This is a genomic window from Rhodococcus jostii RHA1 (assembly GCF_000014565.1).
Taxonomy (GTDB): Bacteria; Actinomycetota; Actinomycetes; order Mycobacteriales; family Mycobacteriaceae; genus Rhodococcus_F; species Rhodococcus_F jostii_A.
Map to the genome: position 1 here is coordinate 6,612,260 of NC_008268.1, position 25,745 is coordinate 6,638,004.

Annotated in this window: 30 protein-coding genes; 26 read left to right on the forward strand and 4 right to left on the reverse strand. The window is 66.1% G+C overall.

Annotated elements, in window-relative coordinates:
* The first annotated feature begins 236 nt into the window (after positions 1 to 236).
* The 13 genes from RHA1_RS29880 to RHA1_RS29940 all read left to right on the forward strand — a co-directional run bounded on the left by RHA1_RS29880 (position 237) and on the right by RHA1_RS29940 (position 15,728).
* A complete protein-coding gene (locus tag RHA1_RS29880) occupies positions 237 to 1,472 on the forward strand; it encodes an acetyl-CoA C-acetyltransferase (RefSeq protein WP_011598144.1) in 1,236 nt (411 codons plus the stop codon).
* A 20-nt stretch (positions 1,473 to 1,492) separates the two neighbouring features.
* The gene (locus RHA1_RS29885) at positions 1,493 to 3,667 is read left to right on the forward strand and encodes a 3-hydroxyacyl-CoA dehydrogenase NAD-binding domain-containing protein (RefSeq protein WP_011598145.1); all 2,175 of its coding nucleotides are present in this window, start codon (positions 1,493 to 1,495) and stop codon (positions 3,665 to 3,667) included.
* A gap of 1 nt (position 3,668) precedes the next feature.
* Complete coding sequence (locus RHA1_RS29890; protein ID WP_011598146.1) at positions 3,669 to 4,658, forward strand: NAD(P)H-dependent flavin oxidoreductase; 990 nt, start codon at positions 3,669 to 3,671, stop codon at positions 4,656 to 4,658.
* Complete coding sequence (locus tag RHA1_RS29895) at positions 4,655 to 5,446, forward strand: enoyl-CoA hydratase (protein ID WP_011598147.1); 792 nt, start codon at positions 4,655 to 4,657, stop codon at positions 5,444 to 5,446. The genes RHA1_RS29890 and RHA1_RS29895 overlap by 4 nt, the downstream gene beginning before the upstream one ends.
* 126 nt (positions 5,447 to 5,572) lie before the next feature.
* Positions 5,573 to 7,165, forward strand: coding sequence for a fatty-acid--CoA ligase FadD5 (gene fadD5 / locus RHA1_RS29900; protein WP_011598148.1), 1,593 nt, complete (start codon positions 5,573 to 5,575; stop codon positions 7,163 to 7,165).
* Between the two features lie 64 nt (positions 7,166 to 7,229).
* Positions 7,230 to 8,039 carry an MlaE family ABC transporter permease gene (locus tag RHA1_RS29905; protein WP_011598149.1) on the forward strand — a complete coding sequence of 270 codons (810 nt, stop codon included), beginning with the start codon at positions 7,230 to 7,232 and terminating at the stop codon, positions 8,037 to 8,039.
* Entirely contained in the window at positions 8,039 to 8,899 is an 861-nt protein-coding gene (locus RHA1_RS29910; protein WP_011598150.1) for an MlaE family ABC transporter permease, read from the forward strand. Before RHA1_RS29905 ends, RHA1_RS29910 begins: the two co-directional genes overlap by 1 nt.
* Positions 8,899 to 9,951 (forward strand): MCE family protein, encoded by a 1,053-nt coding sequence (locus tag RHA1_RS29915; protein WP_011598151.1) that lies wholly within the window; start codon positions 8,899 to 8,901, stop codon positions 9,949 to 9,951. Before RHA1_RS29910 ends, RHA1_RS29915 begins: the two co-directional genes overlap by 1 nt.
* Entirely contained in the window at positions 9,948 to 12,002 is a 2,055-nt protein-coding gene (locus RHA1_RS52065; RefSeq protein WP_011598152.1) for an MCE family protein, read from the forward strand. Before RHA1_RS29915 ends, RHA1_RS52065 begins: the two co-directional genes overlap by 4 nt.
* Entirely contained in the window at positions 11,999 to 13,090 is a 1,092-nt protein-coding gene (locus tag RHA1_RS29925) for an MCE family protein (protein ID WP_011598153.1), read from the forward strand. Before RHA1_RS52065 ends, RHA1_RS29925 begins: the two co-directional genes overlap by 4 nt.
* The gene (locus RHA1_RS29930) at positions 13,087 to 14,136 is read left to right on the forward strand and encodes an MCE family protein (RefSeq protein ID WP_011598154.1); all 1,050 of its coding nucleotides are present in this window, start codon (positions 13,087 to 13,089) and stop codon (positions 14,134 to 14,136) included. The genes RHA1_RS29925 and RHA1_RS29930 overlap by 4 nt, the downstream gene beginning before the upstream one ends.
* Positions 14,133 to 15,320 (forward strand): MlaD family protein, encoded by a 1,188-nt coding sequence (locus RHA1_RS29935; protein WP_011598155.1) that lies wholly within the window; start codon positions 14,133 to 14,135, stop codon positions 15,318 to 15,320. Before RHA1_RS29930 ends, RHA1_RS29935 begins: the two co-directional genes overlap by 4 nt.
* Positions 15,321 to 15,350: 30 nt before the next feature.
* On the forward strand, positions 15,351 to 15,728 hold the full coding sequence (locus RHA1_RS29940) for a hypothetical protein (protein WP_011598156.1): 378 nt from the start codon (positions 15,351 to 15,353) through the stop codon (positions 15,726 to 15,728).
* A gap of 19 nt (positions 15,729 to 15,747) precedes the next feature.
* Here RHA1_RS29940 and RHA1_RS29945 read toward each other — a convergent pair whose 3' ends face one another.
* The 4 genes from RHA1_RS29945 to RHA1_RS29960 all read right to left on the reverse strand — a co-directional run bounded on the left by RHA1_RS29945 (position 15,748) and on the right by RHA1_RS29960 (position 19,138).
* Positions 15,748 to 16,596 carry an ABC transporter permease gene (locus RHA1_RS29945; RefSeq protein WP_009479361.1) on the reverse strand — a complete coding sequence of 283 codons (849 nt, stop codon included), beginning with the start codon at positions 16,594 to 16,596 and terminating at the stop codon, positions 15,748 to 15,750.
* The gene (locus RHA1_RS29950) at positions 16,593 to 17,408 is read right to left on the reverse strand and encodes an ABC transporter permease (RefSeq protein ID WP_009479362.1); all 816 of its coding nucleotides are present in this window, start codon (positions 17,406 to 17,408) and stop codon (positions 16,593 to 16,595) included. Before RHA1_RS29950 ends, RHA1_RS29945 begins: the two co-directional genes overlap by 4 nt.
* Positions 17,405 to 18,373, reverse strand: coding sequence for an efflux ABC transporter ATPase subunit, DrrA-related (locus RHA1_RS29955; RefSeq protein ID WP_011598157.1), 969 nt, complete (start codon positions 18,371 to 18,373; stop codon positions 17,405 to 17,407). Before RHA1_RS29955 ends, RHA1_RS29950 begins: the two co-directional genes overlap by 4 nt.
* Before the next feature lie 288 nt (positions 18,374 to 18,661).
* A complete protein-coding gene (locus RHA1_RS29960) occupies positions 18,662 to 19,138 on the reverse strand; it encodes a hotdog fold domain-containing protein (RefSeq protein ID WP_009479364.1) in 477 nt (158 codons plus the stop codon).
* 466 nt (positions 19,139 to 19,604) lie between these two features.
* Between RHA1_RS29960 and rpsJ the strand changes: the two genes are divergently transcribed.
* The 13 genes from rpsJ to rplX all read left to right on the forward strand — a co-directional run bounded on the left by rpsJ (position 19,605) and on the right by rplX (position 25,744).
* Positions 19,605 to 19,910: a 30S ribosomal protein S10 gene (rpsJ, locus tag RHA1_RS29965; RefSeq protein WP_003938093.1), complete on the forward strand. Its 306-nt coding sequence runs from the start codon at positions 19,605 to 19,607 to the stop codon at positions 19,908 to 19,910.
* A 20-nt stretch (positions 19,911 to 19,930) separates the two neighbouring features.
* A complete protein-coding gene (rplC, locus tag RHA1_RS29970; RefSeq protein ID WP_009479366.1) occupies positions 19,931 to 20,587 on the forward strand; it encodes a 50S ribosomal protein L3 in 657 nt (218 codons plus the stop codon).
* Complete coding sequence (gene rplD, locus RHA1_RS29975; protein ID WP_009479367.1) at positions 20,584 to 21,273, forward strand: 50S ribosomal protein L4; 690 nt, start codon at positions 20,584 to 20,586, stop codon at positions 21,271 to 21,273. Before rplC ends, rplD begins: the two co-directional genes overlap by 4 nt.
* Positions 21,270 to 21,575, forward strand: coding sequence for a 50S ribosomal protein L23 (rplW, locus tag RHA1_RS29980; RefSeq protein ID WP_005239632.1), 306 nt, complete (start codon positions 21,270 to 21,272; stop codon positions 21,573 to 21,575). Before rplD ends, rplW begins: the two co-directional genes overlap by 4 nt.
* Positions 21,576 to 21,615: 40 nt before the next feature.
* Positions 21,616 to 22,452, forward strand: a complete 837-nt coding sequence (gene rplB / locus RHA1_RS29985) for a 50S ribosomal protein L2 (protein ID WP_009479368.1) — start codon at positions 21,616 to 21,618, stop codon at positions 22,450 to 22,452.
* Positions 22,453 to 22,465: 13 nt separating this feature from the next.
* Positions 22,466 to 22,747, forward strand: a complete 282-nt coding sequence (gene rpsS / locus RHA1_RS29990; RefSeq protein ID WP_003940820.1) for a 30S ribosomal protein S19 — start codon at positions 22,466 to 22,468, stop codon at positions 22,745 to 22,747.
* Positions 22,744 to 23,148 carry a 50S ribosomal protein L22 gene (gene rplV, locus RHA1_RS29995; RefSeq protein WP_005239634.1) on the forward strand — a complete coding sequence of 135 codons (405 nt, stop codon included), beginning with the start codon at positions 22,744 to 22,746 and terminating at the stop codon, positions 23,146 to 23,148. The genes rpsS and rplV overlap by 4 nt, the downstream gene beginning before the upstream one ends.
* Positions 23,148 to 23,954, forward strand: a complete 807-nt coding sequence (rpsC, locus tag RHA1_RS30000; RefSeq protein ID WP_005239635.1) for a 30S ribosomal protein S3 — start codon at positions 23,148 to 23,150, stop codon at positions 23,952 to 23,954. Before rplV ends, rpsC begins: the two co-directional genes overlap by 1 nt.
* A gap of 3 nt (positions 23,955 to 23,957) precedes the next feature.
* Positions 23,958 to 24,374: a 50S ribosomal protein L16 gene (gene rplP / locus RHA1_RS30005; RefSeq protein WP_005239636.1), complete on the forward strand. Its 417-nt coding sequence runs from the start codon at positions 23,958 to 23,960 to the stop codon at positions 24,372 to 24,374.
* Positions 24,374 to 24,610 (forward strand): 50S ribosomal protein L29, encoded by a 237-nt coding sequence (gene rpmC, locus RHA1_RS30010; protein WP_005239637.1) that lies wholly within the window; start codon positions 24,374 to 24,376, stop codon positions 24,608 to 24,610. The genes rplP and rpmC overlap by 1 nt, the downstream gene beginning before the upstream one ends.
* On the forward strand, positions 24,607 to 24,888 hold the full coding sequence (gene rpsQ / locus RHA1_RS30015) for a 30S ribosomal protein S17 (protein ID WP_005239638.1): 282 nt from the start codon (positions 24,607 to 24,609) through the stop codon (positions 24,886 to 24,888). The genes rpmC and rpsQ overlap by 4 nt, the downstream gene beginning before the upstream one ends.
* A gap of 170 nt (positions 24,889 to 25,058) precedes the next feature.
* Positions 25,059 to 25,427, forward strand: coding sequence for a 50S ribosomal protein L14 (gene rplN, locus RHA1_RS30020; RefSeq protein WP_005239639.1), 369 nt, complete (start codon positions 25,059 to 25,061; stop codon positions 25,425 to 25,427).
* Entirely contained in the window at positions 25,427 to 25,744 is a 318-nt protein-coding gene (gene rplX / locus RHA1_RS30025) for a 50S ribosomal protein L24 (protein ID WP_005239640.1), read from the forward strand. The genes rplN and rplX overlap by 1 nt, the downstream gene beginning before the upstream one ends.
* Position 25,745: the final 1 nt, after the last annotated feature.

The following is a 25,745-nucleotide window of genomic DNA, read 5'->3' on the forward strand; positions in this document are numbered from 1 at the left end:
CGATCATCTTAACCGAGACTTTCGCATCGTCGGGTCGGCTGAGGGTCGCGTGCGAAGAAAGCGCCACGCCGCATTCTCGGAAAATGCCGGTGAATCCGGCTGCGGAGGTGTCGTGGGGGTATTGACACGTGAGGAACAAGCGGAATAAGTTAACCGCAATTCGCATGTGTCCGCGGTCTCCTGACGGTCGTGCGCTCCTGGATGTCACATTTCGAACTATCGGAGGTAGCTGGATCATGAGTGCAACCCGGCAGAGCGGGCAGGCATTGATCTTCGACGCGATCAGAACCCCCCGTGGGCGGGGCAAGAGCAACGGTGCCCTGCACGGCACCAAGCCAATCGACCTGGCGGTCGGGTTGATCGAGGAGATCCAGGTCCGGAATCCGAATCTGGACCCGGCACTGATCGACGACATCGTGCTCGGCATCGTGTCGCCGCTGGGTGAACAGGGCGGCGTGCTTCCGCGGGTCGCGGCGCTGGCTGCCGGACTGCCCGAGACCGTCGCGGGTGTCCAGATCAACCGCTTCTGCGCCTCCGGGCTCGAGGCCGTCAACCTCGCCGCGCAGAAAGTGGCGTCCGGCTGGGAAGACTTCGTTCTCGCCGGTGGCGTCGAGTCCATGTCGAAGGTTCCCATGGGGTCGGACGGCGGTGCATGGGGACTCGATCCGGCGACCAACTACGACACGTACATGGTTCCACAGGGGATCGGCGCCGATCTCATCGCGACCATCGAGGGATTCGGTCGCAGCCAGGTCGACGAGTTCGCGGTTCGCTCACAGGAACTGGCGGCCGAGGCGTGGGCCCGCGGACGGTTCGACCGCTCGGTCGTCCCGGTGCGGGATCGCAACGGTGTCGTCGTCCTCGACCGGGACGAGCACATGCGGCCCGGCGCCACCGTCGAGGTCCTGGCGGCGTTGCAGCCGTCATTCGCCGCGCTGGGGGAGCAAGGCGGATTCTCCGCGGTGGCACTGCAGAAATACCACTGGGTGGAGCGCATCGATCATGTCCACCACGCCGGCAACTCGTCCGGAATCGTGGACGGTGCCTCCCTGATGCTCATCGGCAGCGCCGAAGCCGGCGAACGCGCCGGCCTCGCGCCGCGCGGCCGGATCGTGTCCACGGCCGTCATCGGCTCCGAGTCGACGATCATGCTCACCGGTCCCGCGCCGTCGGCGCGCAAAGCACTCGCGAAAGCCGGACTGGTCGTCTCCGACATCGATCTGTTCGAGATCAACGAGGCATTCGCCTCCGTGGCACTGAAGTTTGCCAAAGACCTCGAGATCCCGCTCGCCAAGGTGAACGTGAACGGTGGTGCCATCGCGATGGGCCACCCCCTGGGCGCCACCGGCGCAATGATCCTCGGCACGCTGCTCGACGAACTCGAACGTCGAGGCAAGCGTTACGGCCTGGCCACCCTGTGCGTCGGCGCGGGCATGGGCATCGCGACGGTCGTCGAACGCATCCAGCACTGACCACAGGAGAAGCGAACAGCATGACTGACAGCACAATTCGGTACGAGAAGGACGCGGACGGAATCGTCACCCTCGTTCTCGACGACCCCGCCCAGTCCGCGAACACGATGAACGAGGGGTTCATCGTGTCCCTGGGCGAGGTCGTCGACCGCTTGACCACCGAGCGCGACACCATTGCCGGAGTCGTGGTCACCTCCGCGAAGAAGACGTTCTTCGCCGGCGGCGACCTCAACGACATCCTGAAGTCCCGCGCGGGACAGGCAGAGGCGGTGATGGCGAACGTCGACCGAATCAAGGAACCACTGCGCAGGCTGGAGACGCTGGGCAGGCCCGTCGTCGCGGCCATCGGCGGCGCCGCTCTCGGCGGCGGACTCGAGATCGCACTCGCCACCCACCATCGGATCGCGCTGAATGCCGCAGGCGTGCAGATCGGACTCCCCGAGGTGACGCACGGGCTCCTTCCCGGCGGGGGAGGTGTGGTCCGGACGGTGCGCCTGCTCGGAGTCGTCTCCGCCCTCACGCAGGTTCTCCTGCAGGGGCAGCGCCACACAGCGGAGAAGGCGCACGGTCTCGGTCTGATCGACGAGCTCGTGGACGATGTCGACCACCTGGTGCCCGCGGCGAGGAAGTGGATCGCCGAGAACCCCGATGCAGTGCAGCCGTGGGACGTGCAGGGGTACCGGATTCCCGGTGGAACTCCCGCGTCCCCGGCGCTGGCCGCGAATCTTCCCGCCTTCCCCGCCAACCTGCGGAAACAGCTCAAAGGCGCGCCCTATCCGGCTCCGATCGCGATCATGAGCGCTGCCGTCGAAGGTGCGCTCGTCGACTTCGACACGGCTCAGAAGATCGAGAACCGCTACTTCGCCGGGCTGGCGACGGGGCAGATCTCGAAGAACATGATCCGCGCGTTCTTCTTCGACCTCCAGAAGGCCAACAGTCTGGTCAACCAGTACGGCGGTGCCGACCGCGCACCCGTCGGCACCGTCGCGGTGCTCGGCGCGGGGATGATGGGCGCGGCCATCGCGTACGTGTGTGCCGAGTCGGGCATGAACGTGGTGCTGAAGGACGTGAGCCTGGCCGCGGCCGAGAAGGGCAAGGGGTACTCGAAGACTCTTCTGGACAAGGCAGTCGCCAAGGGCCGGACGTCCGCCGGGAAGGCCGAAACGATCCTCGCGCGGATCCTCCCCACCGACCGGCCCGAGGACACCGCAGGTGCCCAGCTGGTCATCGAGGCCGTGTTCGAGGACCCGGCCGTGAAGAACACGGTGTTCGCCGAGATCGACGGCTTCATCGCGCCCGACGCGCTGCTCTGCACCAACACGTCGACATTGCCGATCACCCTCCTCGGCGAGAACCTGTCGCGTACCGAGGACTTCATCGGCCTGCACTTCTTCTCGCCGGTCGACAAGATGCCCCTGGTCGAGATCATCAAGGGCGAGAAGACCAGCGACGACGCGCTCGGACGCGCGCTCGCCGTGGTCCGGCAGATCGGCAAGACTCCGATCGTCGTCAACGACAGCCGCGGTTTCTTCACGAGCCGCGTCATCGGTACCTTCACCAACGAAGGCATCGCGATGCTCGGCGAGGGCGTCTCCCCGGTGTCGATCGAGCAGGCGGTGTCGCAGGCCGGATATCCCGCTCCCGTCCTCGCGTTGATGGACGAACTCACGCTCACTCTGCCCCGCAAGATCCGCGAGGAGACGAAGGCCGCGATACTCGCCGAGGGGAAGACCTGGGAGCCGCATCCGGCGGATGCCGTCGTCGATCGGATGATCGACGAATTCGGTCGCAAGGGCCGCTCCACGGGCGCCGGTTTCTACGAGTACGCGGACGGTAGGCGGGTCGGATTGTGGTCCGGGCTCGAGATGTTCCGGCGCGATGGTGCGCATACCGAGATCCCGTTCGAGGACATCAAGGAGCGGATGCTCTTCATCGAGGCCGTCGAGACGGTCCGATGCCTGGAAGAGGGTGTGCTCGAGTCGACCACCGACGCCAATGTCGGTTCCATTCTCGGTATCGGCTACCCCGGCTGGACCGGTGGCGTGGCCCGCTACATCGACCAGTACCCGGGCGGGATCCAGGGATTCGTCTCCCGGGCGCAACTGCTGGCCGCACGGTACGGCGTCCGATTCCTTCCACCCCAACTGCTGCTGGACAAGGCCGCCACAGGCGGCACGTTCGAAGAGGTGAACTGATATGAGGACGAAATTCACCGAGGCCTTCGGTGTCGAGCATCCGATCGTCCAGGGCGGCATGATGTGGGTCGGCCGTGCCGAACTCGTAGCGGCCGTGGCCGATTCGGGGGCGCTCGGATTTCTCACCGCGCTCACCCAGCCGACTCCCGAAGATCTCGTCGCGGAGATCGCCCGCACACGGGAGCTCACCGACAAGCCCTTCGGTGTGAATCTGACGATCCTCCCGTCGATCAACCCGCCGCCGTACGCCGAGTACCGCCAGGCGATCATCGATTCCGGAATCGGCATCGTCGAGACCGCCGGCTCCAATCCGGCGGACCACCTCCCGCACCTCAAGGACGCGGGGATCAAGGTGATCCACAAGTGCACGAGCGTGCGGCACGCGGTGAAGGCGGAACAGGTAGGTGTCGACGCGGTCAGCATCGACGGCTTCGAATGCGCAGGGCACCCGGGTGAGGACGACGTCGCGGGCCTGATTCTGATCCCGGCAGCCGCCCGAAAGCTCACGATCCCCCTGATCGCGTCCGGTGGTATCGCGGACGCGCGTGGTTTCGTCGCAGCACTCGCACTCGGCGCCGACGGCGTGAACATGGGCACCCGATTCATGTGCACGGTCGAATCCCCGGTGGCACACGCCGTCAAGGAACGGATCGTCGCCAACACCGAACGCGACACCGAACTCATCTTCCGCTCCCTTCGCAACACCGCCCGCGTCGCGACCAACGCGGTCAGCACCGAGGTGGTCGACATCGAATCCCGTGGCTGCGAATTCGCCGACATCCAGCATCTCGTCGCCGGAGCCCGGGGACGCACGGTGTTCGAAAAGGGCGATCTCGACGCCGGAATCTGGACCGCGGGACAGAGCCAGGGCCTGATCGACGACATCCCGACGGTGCGCGAACTCGTGACCCGGATGGTCACGGAGGCGCAATCGATCATCACCGGGCGGCTCGCGAGCACGGTCGACTCGCGTATCGGCGCGGTGTCGTGACCGCCCCGGCGGTCGACGGGCTACGCGTCGTCAACGAGGCCGGGATCCTCCGGATCACGATCGACCGGCCCGACCGGATGAACGCCCTCGACCTGGCGCACATGACGGCGCTGGGAGACGTGCTCACTGCAGCCGCCACGGATTCCTCCGTTCGTGTCGTGGTCATCGCGGGGTCGGGCAAGGCGTTCAGCACGGGCGCGGACCTCGCGGCGGCCGCCGCGGCCGGAGGCCGGGAAGCGCCCGCCGAGGTGGTCATGGACTCCGCCAACCGGGTGGTTCGTGCCATCGTCGAGTTGCCCGTTCCGGTCATCGCGCAGGTGAACGGGGCGGCCGCGGGGGTCGGGGCGTCTATCGCTCTGACCGCCGATCTGACGTACGCCTCCGAGAATGCCTATCTACTCCTCGCGTTCGTCAACATCGGGTTGATGCCCGACGGCGGTTCCAGCGCGCTGATCGCGGCGTCCATCGGCCGGGCGCGGGCCACCCGGATGGCTCTCCTCGGGGAGCGCCTGCCCGCCGCGGAGGCGGAGCGGGAGGGCCTGATCGCGGGTGTTCTCCCACCGGACGAACTCGCCGCGCACGTCGATGCCGTGGCGGTCCGGCTGGCTCGTGGTCCGAGGCGGGCCATCGAACTCACCAAGCGGGCACTCACCGCAGCGACACTGACAGCTCTGGACGCATCGCTCGACCGCGAGAAGGCGGGCCAAACGGAACTGTTGCAGGGCCCCGACTTCGTCGAAGGGGTCACCGCGATGCTCGCGAAACGCACTCCGAAGTTCCGGAGCTGATGCGAATTGCGGTTAACAAGATTGTTCCGATAGACGTCGAGATCTGTAATACTCGTCACATCTCGGTGCAGGTCCGAACAGGCACACAGGCGCCGGGCACGAGTACAGCGAAGGGACCACCACCACATGTCGTCACGTAGCGAGCTGCTGGAGCAGCCACTGCAATCCCGCCGCAACCACTGGAACAACTGGGTTGCCTCACACGCGGAGATGAAGCCCGATCAGGCCGCGTTCCGCTTTCTCGGGCACAGTACGACCTGGCGCGACTTGCACGACCGATCGGAGGCGCTCGCCGGCGCACTGTCCCGGCGCGGTGTGAACTTCGGCGACCGTGTCCTGCTGCTCACCCTCAACCGCACCGAGTTCTTCGAGGCGGTTCTTGCGATCAACGCCCTCGGCGCCATCGCGGTTCCCGTCAACTTCCGGCTCACCCCACCCGAGGTCGCGTTCATCGCCCGTGACTCGGGGGCTCGTGCGGTGTTCACCGAGCCCGCGCTCGCACCGCTGGTCGCCGCGGTGCGGCAGGACGTTCCCGGACTGAGCCTGGTCGTGAACATCGGCGCCGACACGGAAGCCGACGTGCTCGGTTACGAAGAACTCGTGTCGGAGGACGGCCCGGCCCATGCCCCCGTCGATCTGCCGGAGGACACACCGTCGCTGATCCTCTACACGTCCGGAACGACGGGTACGCCCAAGGGTGCGGTGCTGTCGCACTCGAACATGGTCGGACAGTCCATCACCTGTATCCGCGCGATGCGTTACGACCGCGGCGACGACATCGGGTTTCTCGCGTCCCCCGTGTTCCACGTGGCCGCGCTCGGTTCCGTCGCCCCGATGCTGATGCTCGGGGGTACCACGGTGATTCACCCCCTCAAAGCGTTCAACCCCACCGAGATGCTCGACGTGTGGGAGCAGGAGCGGATCACGACGGTGTTCCTCGTGCCGGTGCAGTGGCAGGCCGTCTGCGCCGACCCGACCGTCCGGGGTCGCGATCTCGCCCTCCGAGTCATCAGCTGGGGGGCGGCGCCCGCATCGGATACGGTGCTGCGCGCCATGGCGGACACGTTCCCGCGGGCGCTCATAGTCGCGGTGTTCGGGCAGACCGAGATGTCGCCCATCACCTGTGTCCTCGACGGTGACGACGCGATCCGCAAGCTGGGCTCGGTGGGCAAGCCGATCCCGACGATCCAGACGCGCGTCGTCGACGACGACATGAACGACGTCGCACCCGGGACCGTCGGCGAGATCGTCTACCGCGGACCGACGATGATGCTGGAGTACTGGCAGAACCCGGCCGCCACGGCGGACGCGTTCGCAGGCGGGTGGTTCCATTCCGGAGATCTGGTGCGACAGGACGACGAAGGATTCGTCTACGTCGTCGACCGGAAGAAGGACATGATCATCTCCGGCGGCGAGAACATCTACTGCGCCGAGGTGGAGAACGTCCTGTTCGGACACCCGCGGATCCGGGAGGCCGCCGTCGTCGGCCGGCCCGATCCCAAGTGGACCGAGGTGCCCGTCGCCGTCGTCGCACTCGACGACGAGGGATCCGACCTCACCGTGGAAGAACTCGCGGCGTGGCTCGACGACAAGCTCGCCCGGTACAAGCACCCGAAAGACGTCGTGATCGTCGACGCTCTGCCCCGCAACGCCAGCGGCAAGGTCGTCAAAGGCGAGCTCCGAAAGGCCCACGGCGCAACCGGCGTCGCGGTCGTCTGACCTCGTATCGAACATCTCGAGGCCGGTCCCCGCTCTGCGGTGACCGGCAACGGGGGAGGACCGCGTGACATTCGAGTTGCCACCCGCCAAAGGGCCCGTGAGTCATTTCGCCAACGAAGTCGGCGCACTCATCGGATTCTCCATCGCGACCACGGTGGCCGCGGTACGAGTTCTGGTGCGGCGCAAGCTGGCCTGGCGGGAACTGCTGGACCAGGCCTGGCGGCTCGCGTCGGTCACGTCGGCGCCCGCCCTGCTGTTGATGATCCCCATCGGAGTCCTCATCGCTGTCACGATCGGTAGCCTCGCCGGTCAGCTCGGCGCCGAGGGGTACACCGGGGCGGTCGTGGGGTTCGTGATCGTCGGGCAGGCGTCCGCCCTGGTCTGCGCGCTGATGCTGGCCGGGGTCGGAGGGTCCGCGATCTGCGCCGACCTCGGCTCGCGGACGATCCGCGAAGAGGTCGAGGCCATGGAGGTGCTCGGGCTCAACGTGATCGAGCGGCTCGTGGTCCCGCGCGTGCTCGCAGCGGTGATCGTCGGCATCGCACTCTGCGCGATGGTCACCGCCGTCGGAGTGTCGGCCTGCTTCCTCTTCCAGGTGATCGTCCAGAACAGTTCGGCGGGAAGCTTTCTCACTGCACTGTCCCAATACACGCGGTTGTCGGATTTCGTGGTCGCCCTCGTCAAATCGATGGCGTTCGCGGTGACGTCGGCGCTTGTCGCCAGTTTCAAGGGGCTGCACGCCAAGGGCGGGCCCAGCGGTGTCGCCGACGCCGTCAACGAGGCCGTCGTTCTGGCCTTCATCCTGGTCTTCATCGTCAACACCGTGCTCAGTCAGCTCTATTCCGTTCTCGTCGTCCCGGTAGGTGGTTACTGATGGTCGTGAGCACCAGATGGCCCGCAGTGCACTGGGTGCGGGCCCGGGCCCGTCAGCCCCTGGACCTGATGACGGGGCTGGGCCGGGAATTCACGTTCTACGGCAGCGTGATCGCCGGAGTTCCCCTCGCGATCGTGAAGTACTGGCGGCACATCATGCGTCAGATCGGCGACATCAGCTTCGGCGGTGCCACGCTGCTCGCCGGCGGCGGCGCGATCGGTGTCGTCTTCGCGATGTCCGCCGTCGCCGCGACGCAGGTGGGCATCGAGGGGCTGCGCGGACTGGACCTGCTCGGCATGGGATCCCTGTCCGGACTCCTGTCGGCGATCCTCAACACCCGCGAACTGGCGCCCGTGATCGCCAGTATCGCGCTCGCGGCGAAGGTCGGAACCGGGTTCACCGCGCAACTCGGCGCCATGCGCATCTCGGAGGAGATCAGTGCGCTGGACGCGATGGCGATCCGGTCGCTGCCGTTCCTCGCGAGCACACGACTCGTCTCGTGCCTGATCTGTGTGGTCCCGTTGTACGTCGTCGGCCTGTTGTCGTCGTACCTGGCTTCGCGGCTGGTGATCGTCACGTTCGGCGGGCAGTCGGCCGGAACGTACGACTACTACTTCCATCTCATGCTCACCCCCACCGACGTCGCGTACTCGTTCGTCAAGGCCGTCGTGTTCGCGACGATCATCGCGCTCGTCCACTGCTCGTACGGGTACCACGCGCACGGCGGCCCCGAGGGCGTCGGCCGTGCGGCCGGACGCGCGTTGCGGACCAGCATCCTCGCCATCGGCATCGTCGATCTGCTGCTCACGCTCTCGCTGTGGGGCCTCGTCCCGTCCGCCCCCGCCCTGGGGTTGCCGTGATGCGCGGTCGCCCGGGTGGGCCGGGCACCGGCGCACTCGCAGTGCGGGGGGTGATCGGAGTGGCGGTCCTGATCCTGGGATCGGCATTGCTGGTCGGTTTCGGCACCGGAACGATCGTCACCGATCCCGTGGTGACAGCGACACTTCCGGCCGACGCCGGTGCAGTGAAGTCGCACACCACGGTGTCCTACAAGGGGGCGACCGTCGGAACCGTGTCGAGTGTCGACCCCGGAATGAACGAGACGGGCATGGACATCAGTCTCCGCCCCGAGCAGATGCGCCACATCCCGGCGTCCGTCCAGGTGCGGGTCGTGCCCCGCACGCTGTTCGGCGACCAGACTGTCGAGCTGGTGTCGACCGCCGGAACCGGCGGCGCCCGACTCGAGGCCGGCGCGCGGCTGCAACCCGACACCTCAGCCGAGACCGTCCAGATGTACGACCTGTACTCGAAGGTCTACGACATGCTGTCGCGGGTGAAGCCCGAGCAGATGCAGGCCGCACTCAGCGCCGTCGCCGACGCGTTGCGGGGTCGCGGCGAGCGGTTGGGGCACACTATCGACAGCCTCCACGCTGTGGCGACATCCACCGCGCCACTCGTCGAGTCGGTCGCGGAGCGGGCTCCGCAGATCGCCCGGATCAGTGAGCAACTGGCCGCGGCCGCGCCGGACGTCCTCGCCGCCATGGACGCCGCGGTGTCGCTGTCGAGCACTCTCGTCGAGAACACCGACAGCTTCACCGGTTTCCTCGCCGCCTCGCTCGTCGTCTCGAGGAATTCCGGCGACGTCCTGGAACAGAACGCGGACAACATGATCGCGGTGGCCCTGAACGTCTCGCCGACCCTGGGCACGATGGCCAGCAAGTCCGATCTGCTGCGGGCCACCCTCGACGAGGCAGGCCCGTTCGGCGAGGCCGGTGCCGCCGTCTTCTCCACCGGCAAATTCGCGGTCCGCGTCGCCGCGGACCTGTCCAACCCGCGGCCCTACACGTCGGCCGACTGCCCGCAGTATCCCGGCATGGACGGACCGAACTGTGGGGGAGGTGGCGGAGGATGAGCGTCCGGAACTCGGCAATCAAACTCGCGATCTTCGGTGTCCTCGGCATCCTCTCGGCAGTGCTCGTCGTGAACACGCTGCGGGTGCCGGTGGAGGGGCAGACCGTCACGTACAAGGCGTTGTTCACCGACGCCCAGGGTGTCACTCCCGGCAGCGACGTCACCATCGCCGGTGTGCGGGTGGGACGTGTCGATTCGATCGACATCGTCGACGGCGACGCCGGAAGTGCCACCGCCCTGGTGGACTTCGAGGTGCAGCGCGATCAGGAACTTCCCGCCGACACCACCGTCGCCATCCGATACGGCGACCTGTTGGGGGTCCGGTATCTCGATCTCGCGGCCGGGCCGTCGGACGAGGGCACCCTCGAGGAGGGCGACACGATCCCGCTCGACCGAACGTCGCCCGCCCTCGACCTCACCAGCCTCTTCAACGGATTCAAGCCACTGTTCGACGCCATCGACCCGAAACAGGTCAACGCACTCGCAACCGAAGTAGTCGCGGTGTTCGACGGCAGGAAGACGAGCATGGAAACTCTGCTGCGCAGGGTGGCGGACGTCACCGGCAACCTGGCGAATCACGATCAGCTGATCGGCGACCTCATCCGGAACCTCGAGGTGGTGGTGGGAACGGCGGCGGCGCGGGGTCCCGAACTGTCCCACCTGGTCGACAGCCTCACCCAGTTCACCGGGATGCTGGCCGAGAACAACGAGGTTCTCATGGACACCCTCGATCAGAGTGCGGCGGTGAGCCGCTCGGCGCTGCAGATCGTGGACGGGCGCGTCCCGGAGCTCAGCCGCACCGTGGAACAACTTCACTCACTGACGGGGGCGATGCTGGGCGCGAACCCGGAATTCGATCACCTGATGGTGGCCATGCCGGAGTTCTTCTCGTCCGTCGACCGCTCGGGCTCGTACGGCTCGTGGCTCAACATCTACCTGTGCACCTTCATCGTCAACGTCGACGGTCGCGAAGGCGCCCCTCGGACCCGACCTGCATTCGAGGTACTGCCAATGAGTGTCACCGAGAACGTGCGCGACGTGTGGGACTCGCTGGCCGGAAATCAGCGCGTGCGGCCCGTCAACCCGCTGATCGTCGGAATCGCGGGAATTCTCGCGGCGACGCTGGCGCTGGCGCTGGTTCTGGTGATCCCGCGGGTGAGCTTCGCCGTGCGGACCGACGGCTACACAGCCGAACTCGCGAACGCTGCGGGCCTGACCGATTCGGACTACGTGTACGTGGCGGGGGTCCCCGCCGGCCGGGTCACCGGAGTGGACCTGGCGGGCGATCACGTGGTCGTGCACTTCCGGCTCGACGGTGAACGTCACCTCGGATCGACGACGTCCGCGGGGGTCAAGCTGTCGACCATCCTCGGCAAGCGCTATCTGGACGTCGCACCGTCGGGGCCGGGAGACCTGGGGGACGACGGGGTGATTCCACTCCGCCACACCAGCGTCCCGTATTCGCTCGACGACATCGGGTCGTCCGCGATCGAGACGGCGGACGAACTCGACCTCGGGGGACTGCAGAAGATGCTCGCGGTGGTGACGGAGACGTTGCCGCAGGACGCGAACCTCAACCGGGAGGCACTGGCGGGTGTGAGTGCGGCGTCCACGATCCTGGCGAAGAACGCCGATCAGGTCACGCAATTGCTCGACAGCTCGCGGACCCTCACGGACGTGCTGGTCGGTCAGCAGGGTCAGCTCACCACCCTGCTCGGTAACGCGGACGTCGTGATGAACACACTCGCCACCCGGCGTGCAGCCATCCGCCAGATGGTCGACGATCTTCAGGGGCTCGTCGCACAGGCATCCCAGTTCCTCGGCGAGAACACCGCCGAGCTGGATTCACTGCTCGTCAACGCGAGACAGGTGACGGACCGGCTGCAGGCGAACCTCGCCAACCTCGACGCGCTCCTCACCACGGGTGCACCCGCCGCGAGGGCGCTCGTGAACGCGACCGGAACCGGCGACTGGGCCGACGTCTCCGCGCCGTCGGCCGTCATCGCCGACAACCTGCTGTGCGTCGTCGGGCTGATCACGGGGTGCTCGTGAACGCGGGCATCGCGCGCAGGGCCGCCGGGATCGGCGGCGTGCTCGCGCTCGTGGTCGCGATCGTCGTGGCCGGCTGGCTGCTGATCTTCCGCACGTCGTCCACCGTCGTGCATTCCGAATTCGCCTACGTCAACGGCGTGTTCCCCGGCACCAAGGTCTCGGTGCTCGGGGTTCCGGTCGGCACCGTCGAGGCGGTCGAGCCGAGAGGCGCGACCGTAATGGTCACGATGTCCGTCGCGTCGGACATCGTGCTGCCCGCGGACGCGAACGCGTACGTGCTGGTGACGTCTGCGATCGGTGAGCGTTTCGTCGAACTCGGCCCCGCGTACACCGGCGGCCCGGTGTTCGAGAGTGGGCAGACCATTCCACCCGAGCGCAGTCATTCGCCCATTACCTGGGACCAGTTGATGGACAGCGTCGACACCGTCGTCAAGGCACTCGGCCCGGACGGGGGTGACGCCGGTGCCGCGATCTCCGCTGCCGCCGCGTCCACGGACGGTCTCGGTCCCGCGATGAACGACGCCATCCGCACACTGTCGCAGGCGAGTTCGGTGATCGCAGGCAACAGCGCGGACGTCGGCGCGCTCGTCGACAACCTCGAGGTGCTCGTGAACGCGATCTCGTCGCGTCAGGCGCAGGTCGATTCGCTCGCCGGTTCGCTCACCGCGATCGGCGACGAGTTCGCCGGCCGGCAGTTCGCGATCGACGACACCGTTACCCAGTTGTCCACGCTCCTGGACCAGATCGACCAACTCGTGTCCGCCCGGGGCGGCGATGTCACCGCCGGAATCGACAACCTCGCGGGAGTGAGCGAGGTGCTGCAGAGACACGACACCGACCTCGCCGAGATCATGGACCTGGTGCCCTTGCTGATCGACAACATCCAGCGTGTGGTGACCCCGGACCAGCGTGCCCGCATCCGGCTGAACATCTCCACCAACCTGGCGCAGGCCGAGCCGACGTCCCCGCTCTGCGCGGTGGTCGATCCGATCCTCTGCCGCGGAGCGGGAATCACCAACCCGATTCAGTTTCCGCCCAGCATGTCCGACCCGTTCGGGCTGCGCGAACTCATGGTCGGAGGACGATGACGATCCGGACGAGAACGAAATCGCTGACGGCGGCGCTGATCGTCGGTATGGCGCTGCCAGTCGCGGGGTGTTCGCTGAGCCTGCAGGATCTGTCGGTGGGCCGTTCGCCGGACGGTCCGTCGTATCAGATCTCCGCGCAGTTCGACGGAGTAGATCGTGTCGTCCCCGGCGCCGAGGTCCGGGTGGGTCAAGAGGTGGTGGGCCGAGTCTCGGACGTGTCGACCCGGGACTTCACCGCTCGGATCGAGATGCGGATCCGCGACGACGTCCCGATACCGCAGGATGCGACGGCCCGGATCGAATTGCCCACGGCCCTCGGCAATCCCTTCGTCCGACTCGAGGTCGGGGACGCGGCGGGCGCGCCGATGAGCGAGGGTGACACCATCCCACTGGACCGGACGTCGCGCGGTCCCGACATCGAGAGCGGCCTGGCCGCGCTGGCCACCGTGCTGAACGGCAGCGGCATCGACCAGATGCACGCCATCATGAACGAATTGACCGTCGCCTTCGCGGGCCGCTCGGACAAGGTCCGGGAACTGGTGGACATGTTGAACGACACACTGGGCGTCGTCGACGACCATCGGGACGAACTCGACCGGGCGATGGTGGCGTCCAATGCCTTCGCGGCGGAACTCGCCGCCGGGCAACCGACCCTCGATCGGGCGATGACCGACCTGGCTCCTGCGGTGGACCTCCTGGTGTCGCAACGAGATCAGATCGTCGCGTTGATGGGGGAGGCGTCCCGTCTCAGCCGCGAGGCGCAACATGTCCTCGGCAGCGCCGGATCCGAACTGTCGGCCGAGATCAGCGACGCGGGGGCCGTGCTCACGGCACTCGACGGGTTCGAGTCACAACTCGCGCCGACGTTGAATTCGGTGGCGACGTTCCTCGGTGGATTCGCCGCGGCCACACCCGGTGATTACACGACGTTCGACGGAACGTTCGACGTCACCGCCGTCATCGCCAAGTTGCTCACCGGATCGGCTCCTCTCGAGGTGCCGGAAGCCCGCACGCTGCCCGAGGTACTCGGCGGAGGCGTCCGATGATGACACGTCACGTGGTGGCGCAGTTGGTCCTGTTCCTCGTGATCTCGATCGCCGCGATGCTGTTCGGGCTGCGGTACGTCGCCGGCCCGGACACGTTCGGAAGTCCCATTCACCTGAGTGCGCGGCTCGACCACGCCGCCGGCCTCGCCCAGGGAGCGTCCGTCAATTATCGCGGCGTCGGAGTGGGCACGATCAGCTCCGTCGACGTGAACCCCGAAGGAACGGGCGTCGTCCTCGGCATCGAACTGCATCCCGGTACCCAGGTGCCGGCCGGCTCGACGGCGAAGATCACCACCGAGAACGCGATCGGCATCCAGGCGCTCGACATCATGCCCGACAGTGCGAACCCGCCGTACCTCGCGGACGGGGACGTCGTCGAGGTCCCGGAGGAGGGAATCCCGCGCTCGCTCGACGCGACCCTCGTCGAGACCACGGACCTCGTGAACTCGATGGACGTCACCGCTCTGTCGTCGCTGGCCGACACGTTCGGCACCGCCTTCGGGGGCACGGGGCCCCACCTGCAGAACCTGCTCGACGGTTCCGCCGAGATCGCCCGGACACTCGAAACCCGCACCGACGCAGTGTCGACCATCGTGAACAAGGGCATGCCGCTCCTGGACACCGCCGACCGCCTCACCGCCGCTCTGCCGGAATCGGCGAGCACCGCCCGGAGCGTCCTCGAGCAGTTGCGGGCGAACGACTCCGCGCTCGTCGACCTGCTCGGGCGCTCGCCGCAGACGATGGCGAGCTTGGACTCGTTGCTGTCGGGAAATCGGGACTCACTGGGCGCCCTGATGGCGAATCTGGTTCTCCCCACCCGGATCGTCGGTGACCGCACACCCTCCCTCGACTACGGCCTGACGATCATGCCCGGCGCGCTGCCGAAGATCGCGTCGATCGAGAAGGGCGGACTCGCGGACCTACTTTTGGTCGGAACGCAGGGGCCGATGTGCGTGTACGACGCCCCCCGCCGTCTCGTGACCGACGCGGAACCGAGTCAGCCCGCCCTGGACTGGACGTGCCAGTCGCAGCAGTACCTGGAGCAACGGGGCGCCGTGAACGTTCCGCGACCGGACGACCTGGGTCAGGAGAACACGACGAGGAACGGCGGCGTCTACGGACCACCGGCTGCGGACGATCCGCTGGTGATCGAGCCGCCACTCACGGGGCACACCCCACGCTAGGTCCGTGCACGAGCCGAGGAGCGAACATCGATGAGCAAACCGACGGGTGTAGGGGCGGACGGTGTCGACACGGCCGGCCGTATCAGGAGACTCACCCAGGCCGCACTCAATGCCGACGTCACCATCGGCCGCGTCGACGGGGTGGCCCACGAGATCGGGACGTCCCTCGACGAATTCGCCCGCGTGCTGGGCAGGTTCGACGCGTTGCTGGACAAGTTCGCCGACGGGCTCGACACGTTCGCAGGCACGGTTCGGTCGGTGGACGGAGTCGTCGGATCGCTGACGGCCCCCGAACAGGACCTCGACGAGCTGCTGCTGCGCGTCGGCCGGATCGTCGAGACGGTCGACTGGCTGCTGACCCCCGCGACGGCGGTGCGTCACCGGTTGGCCGGGATCAGATTCTTCTGAGCTCCGGTATACGTAGGGGCTACGCCGGGTTGCCCGCGGCCCGGCGATAGCCGCGCACCGCCGGGTAGGTGAAGATCAGCAGCCCGGCGAGCGACCACGCAATCGTCTTGAGCAGGGGTTCCGCGACCGGTCCGCCCATCGACAGTCCCTTCATCGCGTCGATCGCGCACGACATCGGCTGGTTCTCCACGAACGGCTGAAGCCACGTGGGGTAGGCGCCTGTGGGTACGAATCCCGAGTTGAAGAACAGCAGGAGAGTGCACAGTAGGGAGAGGATTTCGACGAGCGGCGCCTTCGCCGCGTTGACGGCGAGGGCGGTCACCATCGTCGCGAAACTCACCCCGAACAGCAGCGGCAGGAGCATCAATGCGATACCGGCGAGAATGCCTTGATCGAACCGGAACCCGATGGCGAAACCGACGGCGATGATCAGCACCGTGGTGAGCATGATCCGCACGGATTCGGCCATCAGGCGGCTGATCAGGCCCGACGCGCGGTGCACGGGCAGCACCCAGAACCGGCTCAGGAGCCCGTCCGCCCATTCCTTCTTCAGCGACAGACCGCCCGCGATGGATCCGAACATCGCGCCGACGAGCGTAATCATCGGAACGGTCCCGAAGACGCTGTTGACCCCGGTGGCCTTGGTAATCGAGATTCCGAGCACCGCCCAGAACATCAGCAACATCAACGACGGGTACACGATCGCCTGAAGCATGGTGTACGGGTCGCGAGCCCATCGGAGCAGAAGTCGTCCGGTCTGCAGCAAGCTATGAGAGAACAGCGCGGCGAGGGAATTCTCCGGGTGAGGTTCGAGCACCTCGGGGAAGGTCACCGTCGCCGGTGTGTCGGATCGGTACTCGGTGGTCATCCGCGCCTCACATTCGACCAGATCGACAACGGGAGGAAAACCAAGGCAAATCCTGCGCACCACAGCAACGTAGGTGTCAGTAGCTGGAACGTGATCGTCCCATCGGTCATCGCGCGCATGGACGTGGAGAACTGTGAGATCGGCTGATTTCGCACGAAGCCCTGAGCCCATTCGGGGAATTGCGTCACCGGAACGAAACCGGACGAGAACATGCCGAGGATCAGTTGGGGGAGCGTCAGCGCTTGACTTGTGATCTCGGGGCTCCGGGTCAGGGTGCCGAGCGCATCGGCCCCCGTTGTGAGGGTGAATCCAATGGCCATGGCTAGTCCGCAGAACGCGGCAGTTTGTGCCACACCGCCATCGAATCGGAATCCGATCAGCAATCCGTATGCGATCGATGCTACGAGCGAAATCGCCGAATGTATGAAGCTGGCGGTCATCCGTGCCGCCAACGGAATTGCTGGGCCGATCGGCATCGTCTGGAACCGGGAGTTCATCCCGTTCGATGCCTCGGTAGCAGCTCGGTGCGCCGCCGAGATGGCGGTGAATGCCATGGCCTGCAGGACGATGATCGGCATGACGAACTGTGCGTAATCGATGCCCTGGAATTTCATCACCAGGCGTAGCGGCAGGTAGAAGCCGATGGTGAAGATTAATGGCGCCAACACTGCTATGAAGAACTGACCGGACACTGCCATCGTGTGCAGGTTGCGCTTGGACAGCGCAATCCACTGCTGGATGCTCGACGGTTGAGGCCGCCGGTGCTTTCCTTCGAGGGCACGCTCGAATCCGAGCTGGGCGGGCGCCGTCACGACGGCAGGCTCTCGTCGACGCGGACGTGACCGGTGAGGGAGAGGAAGACGTCGTCGAGGGACGGGCGCCGCAGGGCGATGTCGGCGAGCGTGACCCCGGCGAGGTCGAGGCGGCGCAGAACCTCGGCGAGGGTCTGGGCGCCGTGTTCGGCGGGAATCGACAGCCGGTCGGTGCCTTCTTCGATGGCCCGGCCGGGTGGGCAGAGGCTCGTGAGGATTTCGCGGACGCGCGGCAGGTCGTCGAGACTCACCGGGACGACCTCGCAGTAGCTTCCGCCGGTCCGGGCCTTCAGTTCGTCGGCCGTGCCCTCGGCGATCACGGTGCCTTTGTCGATGACGACGATGTTGTCGCTCAGCAGGTCGGCCTCTTCGAGGTACTGCGTGGTCAGCAGGATCGTGATGCCCTGCTCTTTCAGAGCGGATACGAGGGACCACACGCCCTGGCGGCTGCGGGGGTCGAGGCCGGTGGTGGGCTCGTCGAGGAACACCACCTCGGGACGGATCACGAGGCCACAGGCGATGTCGACGCGCCGGCGCATACCGCCGGAGTACCCGGACACCTTCCGGTCACCCGCTTCGAGCAGATCGAACTGGCTCAGGAGGTCCTGCGCGCGCGATTTCGCGGACGCCTTGGGCAGGCCCATCAGGCGGCCGAACAGCACCAGATTCTCGCGGCCGGTCAGCGACTCGTCGAGGGCGGCGTACTGACCCGTCATCATGATGCTGCGCCGGACGTTCGCCGACTCCTCGACGACGTCGTGTCCGGCTACGAACGCGCGGCCCGCATCGGGCCGCAGCAGAGTGGACAGCACGTTGACGGTGGTGGTCTTCCCTGCGCCGTTGGGGCCCAGGATGCCCAGGACCGTGCCGCGGGGCACCTCGAAGCTCACACCCCGCAACGCTGCTACGTCACCGAAGGATTTCTCGATTCCCTCGACAAGAACGGCGGTGTCAGGTGCTGGCATGTCCCGAGTATGTCACGCGAAGAGGGTGATCAAGGCAGACCGGGGAACACCTTCGCGCCCGACGAAGGGGAGGGGAAAACTTCTGTAACGCGTAAAGACAGGTACACGATAAATGCCGGACGTCTGTACCACTTCGGCCCCGGCGACCACGGCGGAAACCGATCCCGTCCGGCCGGAAGGGCGTGCTGTGCCGTGACGTTCCGGCTCCGGGGAAGTGCCACACGGTAATTCGGGCCACCCCCACGAACTCCGGAACGAATGTGAGCTTCGACATGTGCCTTTCGCGCTCTACCGCGGCGTGACCCACGTCGTGATGTCGGCGTGAACCACCTCTACTCCCTGCCGGTCGAAGATGCGCACGGGCACGACCACGTGGGTGCCCTCGGTGATCGCGGCGAAGTCCGGCAGCTCCCGCAGTTCCGCGACGGCGCGCAGCGTTCCGTTCGCCTTGGCGAGGTAGTCGACCGTCATCGACTTCGGGATCCACCGGTGGGTCGACGGCACGGTCGCCTCGGACAGCATGCCCATGGCGGCCTCGGCGAGGTTGCACGCCGCGATCGCGTGGAACGTGCCCAGGTGGTTGCGGACGCCCCACCATTTCGGTGCGCGGACTTCGCAACGGCCCGGCCGCATCTCGACGACGCGGGGGAGTACCGAGCCGAAGTAGGGGACGCGCAGACACATGCCGACAGAGAAGAGGACGTGCCCGAGCGCGTTGTCGGGGAGCTTCTGCCACGCGGCGAACGTGGGACTCGAGGTAGTCATGCCCGTATCTTACTTCAGAGTAAGTTCGGTCGAGTACGAGAGGAATCGAGCCCGGTTTGAAGTCTCCCGCCCGGTACGGCATACTGGTCGGGTTGCCTTGTCTGGGACGCGATCGTTTGCGGCCCGAAACAGGTGGGGTGAAACGTCGCGGTGTAGATCACATGACCTGCTCGCGGCCACATGCAAGACGGAAGCAGTACCTACTGGCACTCGAATTCGAGTGCATCCGGTGCGCGTTCCCGGCCCGAAAAGCTGAAAAGTTCCGGGTCGGAGAATGAGTGGGAGGGCGACACGCCCGACCGCGTGTACCGGAGAACCATGACAGATGAACAGCGGCAGCGGATCGGGTGTGTCCCGGTCGCCTAGCGTTCGGACAGTTGCGGCCCAGGTAAGGGACTGTGCAGACGAGGTAGTTCGGCCCGACTCGGGTGGGACTACGAAACGCGGCAAGAAAAGGACACTAAGCGTGGCGGGACAGAAGATCCGCATCAGGCTCAAGGCCTACGACCATGAGGCGATCGACGCGTCAGCGCGCAAGATCGTCGAGACGGTGACCCGTACCGGGGCCCGCGTCGTTGGACCCGTGCCGTTGCCGACCGAAAAGAACGTGTACTGCGTCATCCGCTCGCCGCACAAGTACAAGGACTCGCGCGAGCACTTCGAGATGCGTACTCACAAGCGGCTTATCGACATCCTCGACCCGACGCCCAAGACGGTTGACGCGCTCATGCGCATCGACCTTCCGGCCAGCGTCGACGTCAACATTCAGTGAGCGCGGCGGAGACAAAAACAATGACTGATACCAAGATCAAGGGAATCCTGGGCACCAAGCTCGGCATGACCCAGGTCTTCGACGAGAACAACCGGGTCGTTCCGGTCACCGTCGTGAAGGCCGGACCGAACGTCGTGACCCAGATTCGTACCGAAGAGCGTGACGGCTACAGCGCCGTGCAGCTCGCGTTCGGCGCCATCGACCCGCGCAAGGTGAACAAGCCGACTTCCGGCCAGTTCGCCAAGGCCGGCGTCACCCCGCGCCGCCACGTTGTGGAGCTCCGCGTTGCCGACACCTCGGAGTACGAGGTCGGCCAGGAACTTACCGCCGAGGTCTTCGAGGACGGCGCCTACGTCGACGTCACCGGAACCAGCAAGGGTAAGGGCTTCGCCGGAACCATGAAGCGTCACGGCTTCGCCGGTCAGGGTGCATCGCACGGTGCGCAGGCCGTTCACCGTCGCCCCGGTTCCATCGGTGGTTGCGCCACTCCGGGCCGCGTGTTCAAGGGCATGCGCATGTCCGGCCGCATGGGTAGCGACCGCATCACGACGCAGAACCTCTCCGTTCACAAGGTGGACGCCGAGAACGGCCTGCTGCTGATCAAGGGTGCGATCCCCGGCCGCAAGGGTGGCCTCGTGATCGTCAAGAGTGCAGTGAAGGGTGGTGCACGAGCATGACCAGCACCGAGACATCGACGACCAAGCTGACGCTGGACGTCAAGGTCGCCGGCGGCAAGACCAACGGCACCGTCGATCTCCCCGCGGAGATCTTCGACGCGCCTGCCAACATCGCGCTTCTCCACCAGGTTGTCGTCGCGCAGCTCGCTGCTGCACGTCAGGGCACCCACGCCACCAAGACCCGCGGCGAGGTTCGCGGCGGTGGCAAGAAGCCGTACCGCCAGAAGGGCACCGGCCGCGCTCGTCAGGGCTCGACCCGTGCACCGCAGTTCGCCGGCGGTGGCACCGTCCACGGCCCGCAGCCGCGCGACTACAGCCAGCGGACCCCCAAGAAGATGAAGGCCGCCGCCCTGCGCGGAGCCCTCTCCGACCGGGCCCGCAACGAGCGCATCCACGTGATCACCGAACTGGTTGCCGGTCAGACTCCGTCCACGAAGTCCGCCCGCACCTTCCTCGGCGAGATCTCGGACCGCAAGAAGGTCCTGCTCGTCGTCGGACGCGAGGACATCGCGGCCTGGAAGAGCGTGCAGAACCTGGACGGCGTGCACCCCATTGCACCCGACCAGCTCAACACCTACGACGTGCTCAACAGCGATGATGTCGTCTTCAGCGTCGAGGCGCTGAACTCGTTCATCCACGGGCCCGCCGAGACCGCCCAGGAAGAGAACAAGGAGGAGGGCAAGTGAGCACCATCGCCGATCCCCGCGACATCCTGCTCGCCCCGGTCATCTCCGAGAAGTCCTACGGACTGATCGAGGAAGGCACCTACACCTTCCTGGTGCACCCGGACTCGAACAAGACGCAGATCAAGATTGCCGTCGAGAAGATCTTCGGCGTCACCGTGACCAGCGTCAACACCGCCAACCGTCAGGGCAAGCGCAAGCGGACCCGGTTCGGTTACGGCAAGCGCAAGGACACCAAGCGCGCGCTCGTGACCCTCTCGGCCGACAGCAAGCCCATCGAGATCTTCGGAGGACCGGTCGCGTAAGCGCCCGGGACTTGACGAGACATAGAGGACGAGAAGACTCATGGCAATCCGTAAGTACAAGCCGACTACCCCGGGCCGTCGTGGCTCGAGCGTCTCGGACTTCGCCGAGATCACTCGGTCGACCCCCGAGAAGTCGCTGGTTCGCCCGCTCCACGGACGCGGTGGACGTAACGCACACGGTCGTATCACCACCCGGCACAAGGGTGGCGGACACAAGCGCGCCTACCGGCTGATCGATTTCCGTCGCAACGACAAGGACGGCGTGCCGGCCAAGGTCGCTCACATCGAGTACGACCCCAACCGCACCGCGCGTATCGCCCTGCTGCACTACGCGGACGGCGAGAAGCGCTACATCATCGCCCCCAAGGGCCTGGCCCAGGGTGCTCCGGTCGAGTCCGGCGCAGGCGCCGACATCAAGCCCGGCAACAACCTGCCCCTGCGCAACATCCCGACGGGTACCACCATCCACGCGGTGGAACTCCGCCCGGGTGGCGGCGCCAAGATGGCCCGCTCGGCCGGATCCAGCATCCAGCTGCTCGGTAAGGAAGGCACCTACGCCACGCTGCGTATGCCGTCCGGCGAAATCCGTCGTGTCGACGTTCGCTGCCGCGCCTCGATCGGTGAGGTCGGCAACGCCGAACAGTCGAACATCAACTGGGGCAAGGCCGGCCGTATGCGCTGGAAGGGCAAGCGCCCGACCGTCCGTGGTGTCGTGATGAACCCGGTCGACCACCCGCACGGTGGTGGTGAGGGTAAGACCTCCGGTGGTCGCCACCCGGTCAGCCCGTGGGGCAAGCCCGAGGGCCGCACCCGCAAGAACAAGGCGAGCGACAAGCTCATTGTCCGTCGTCGCCGTACCGGCAAGAACAAGCGCTAGGAGGGAGTGAAGGATGCCACGCAGCCTCAAGAAGGGCCCGTTCGTCGATGACCACCTCCTCGCGAAGGTGGACGTGCAGAACGAAAAGGGAACCAAGCAGGTCATCAAGACCTGGTCCCGTCGTTCCACGATCATCCCGGACTTCATCGGCCACACGTTTGCGGTTCACGACGGCCGCAAGCACGTCCCCGTGTTCGTTTCCGACTCGATGGTCGGACACAAGCTCGGAGAGTTTGCACCGACCCGCACGTTCAAGGGTCACATCAAGGATGATCGGAAGGCGAAGAGGCGATGAGCAACACCGAAACCGCCAACCCGACCGCCAAGGCAGTAGCGCGCCACGTGCGCGTCACGCCGATGAAGGCGCGTCGTGTTGTGGACCTGGTCCGCGGGCGTTCGGTTGAAGACGCCCTGAACATCCTGAAGTTCGCGCCGCAGGCAGCGAGCGAGCCGGTCGCCAAGGTGATCGCCTCCGCAGCAGCCAACGCCGAGAACAACCTCGACCTCGACCCGAGCACGCTTGTCGTCGCCACGGCGTTCGTGGACGAGGGCGCGACCCTCAAGCGGTTCCAGCCGCGTGCACAGGGACGTGCGTTCCGTATCCGCAAGCGCACCAGTCACATCACCGTGATCGTGGAGAGCCTGCCGAAGACCGGAACATCGACCCGTAATCGCCGGAAGGGAAGTGCTCAGTAGTGGGCCAGAAAATCAACCCGCACGGCTTCCGCCTCGGCATCACCACCGACTGGAAGTCTCGCTGGTACGCAGACAAGCAGTACGCGGAGTACGTCAAGGAAGACGTCGCGATCCGTAAGCTCCTCGCCACCGGCATGGAGCGCGCGGGCATCGCGAAGGTCGAGATCGAGCGCACCCGTGACCGTGTGCGTGTGGACATCCACACCGCTCGCCCGGGCATCGTCATCGGCCGCCGCGGCGCCGAAGCCGATCGCATCCGTTCCGAGCTCGAGAAGCTGACCGGCAAGCAGGTCCAGCTGAACATCCTCGAGGTCAAGAACGCCGAGGCCGAGGCTCAGCTCGTCGCACAGGGTGTGGCCGAGCAGCTCTCGAACCGAGTCGCCTTCCGTCGCGCCATGCGCAAGGCCATCCAGTCGGCCATGCGTCAGCCCAACGTCAAGGGCATCCGCGTTCAGTGCTCCGGTCGTCTCGGCGGCGCCGAGATGTCCCGGTCGGAGTTCTACCGCGAAGGCCGTGTGCCGCTGCACACGCTTCGTGCGGACATCGACTACGGCCTCTACGAGGCCAAGACCACCTTCGGCCGCATCGGCGTGAAGGTCTGGATCTACAAGGGCGACATCGTCGGTGGCAAGCGTGAGCTGGCCGCCAACGTGGCTGCTCCCGCAGGCGACCGCCCGCGTCGTGAGCGTCCGAGCCGTCCCCGTCGTTCCGGTGCCACCGGCACCACCGCGACCAGCACCGAGGCCGGCCGCGCAGCGACCGCCACTGCCGATGCACCCGCTACGACTGAACAGAAGGAGGGCTGACGCATGTTGATCCCACGGCGGGTCAAGCACCGCAAGCAGCACCATCCGAGCCGTTCGGGTGCCGCCAAGGGTGGAACCCAGGTGACCTTCGGTGACTACGGCATCCAGGCTCTCGAGCCGGCCTACATCACCAACCGGCAGATCGAGTCCGCTCGTATCGCCATGACCCGGCACATCAAGCGTGGCGGCAAGATCTGGATCAACATCTTCCCGGATCGCCCCCTCACCAAGAAGCCGGCCGAAACCCGCATGGGTTCCGGTAAGGGTTCGCCCGAGTGGTGGATCGCGAACGTCAAGCCCGGTCGCGTGATGTTCGAGATGAGCTACCCCAATGAGGAGATCGCTCGTGAGGCCCTGCGCCGCGCGATGCACAAGCTCCCGTGCAAGTGCCGGATCGTGACAAGGGAGGAGCAGTTCTGATGGCTACTGGAACCCCAGCCGCAGAGCTCCGCGAGCTCACCGAAGAAGAGCTGGTCACCCGGCTTCGTGAGTCGAAGGAAGAGCTGTTCAACCTTCGTTTCCAGATGGCAACGGGTCAGATGGACAACAACCGTCGACTTCGTACCGTTCGTCACGAGATCGCGCGTATCTACACCGTTCTGCGTGAGCGTGAGCTCGGGCTGGCCGTTGGTCCGGACGCAGGTGACGCGGCATGAGTGAGGAAAAAGCAGTGAGCACTGAAGAGCGCGGCAGCCGCAAGGTCCGCACCGGATACGTCGTCTCCGACAAGATGGAGAAGACGATCGTGGTCGAGCTCGAAGACCGGGTCAAGCACCCGCTCTACGGCAAGATCATCCGGCGCACCAGCAAGGTGAAGGCGCACGACGAGAACGGCGTCGCAGGCATCGGTGACCGCGTGCAGCTGATGGAGACCCGTCCGCTGTCCGCGACCAAGCACTGGCGTCTCGTCGAGGTCCTCGAGAAGGCCAAGTAAGAAACCGAATAATGTATCCAGTACGATGGTGGGGTTGCCTTGCGGCAGACGCACGGCAACCCCACCGTTGTGCCGCCCACCCGGGCGGCCCCTCTCGCAGGGCACGGGTACAGACCGCGCACGTCGGGTCGGAAATCTGCCGTGCAACAGTCCAGGTCAAGGAGAAGTAAGTGATTCAGCAGGAGTCGCGGCTGCGCGTCGCCGACAACACGGGTGCCAAGGAGATTCTCTGCATCCGCGTTCTCGGTGGTTCGTCTCGCCGCTACGCCGGGATCGGTGACATCATCGTCGCCACCGTCAAGGACGCCATCCCGGGTGGAAACATCAAGAAGGGCGAGGTCGTCAAGGCCGTCATCGTCCGTACCACCAAGGAGCGTCGCCGTCCGGACGGGTCGTACATCAAGTTCGACGAGAACGCCGCCGTCCTCATCAAGCCGGACAACGATCCCCGTGGCACCCGCATCTTCGGCCCCGTCGGCCGTGAGCTGCGTGAGAAGAAGTTCATGAAGATCGTCTCGCTCGCCCCGGAGGTGCTGTGATGAAGGTGCACAAGGGTGACACCGTGCTGGTCATCGCCGGCAAGGACAAGGGCGCGAAGGGCAAGGTCATCCAGGCCTACCCCGCGACCAACAAGGTCCTCGTCGAAGGCGTGAACCGCATCAAGAAGCACACCGCGGTTTCCGCGAACGAGCGCGGAGCCTCCTCCGGCGGCATCGTCACGCAGGAAGCCCCGATCCACGTTTCCAACGTCGCGGTCGTCGACTCGGACGGCAACCCCACCCGCGTGGGCTACCGGACCGACGAAGAGTCCGGCAAGCGCGTTCGGATTTCCCGGAAGAACGGGAAGGACATCTGAC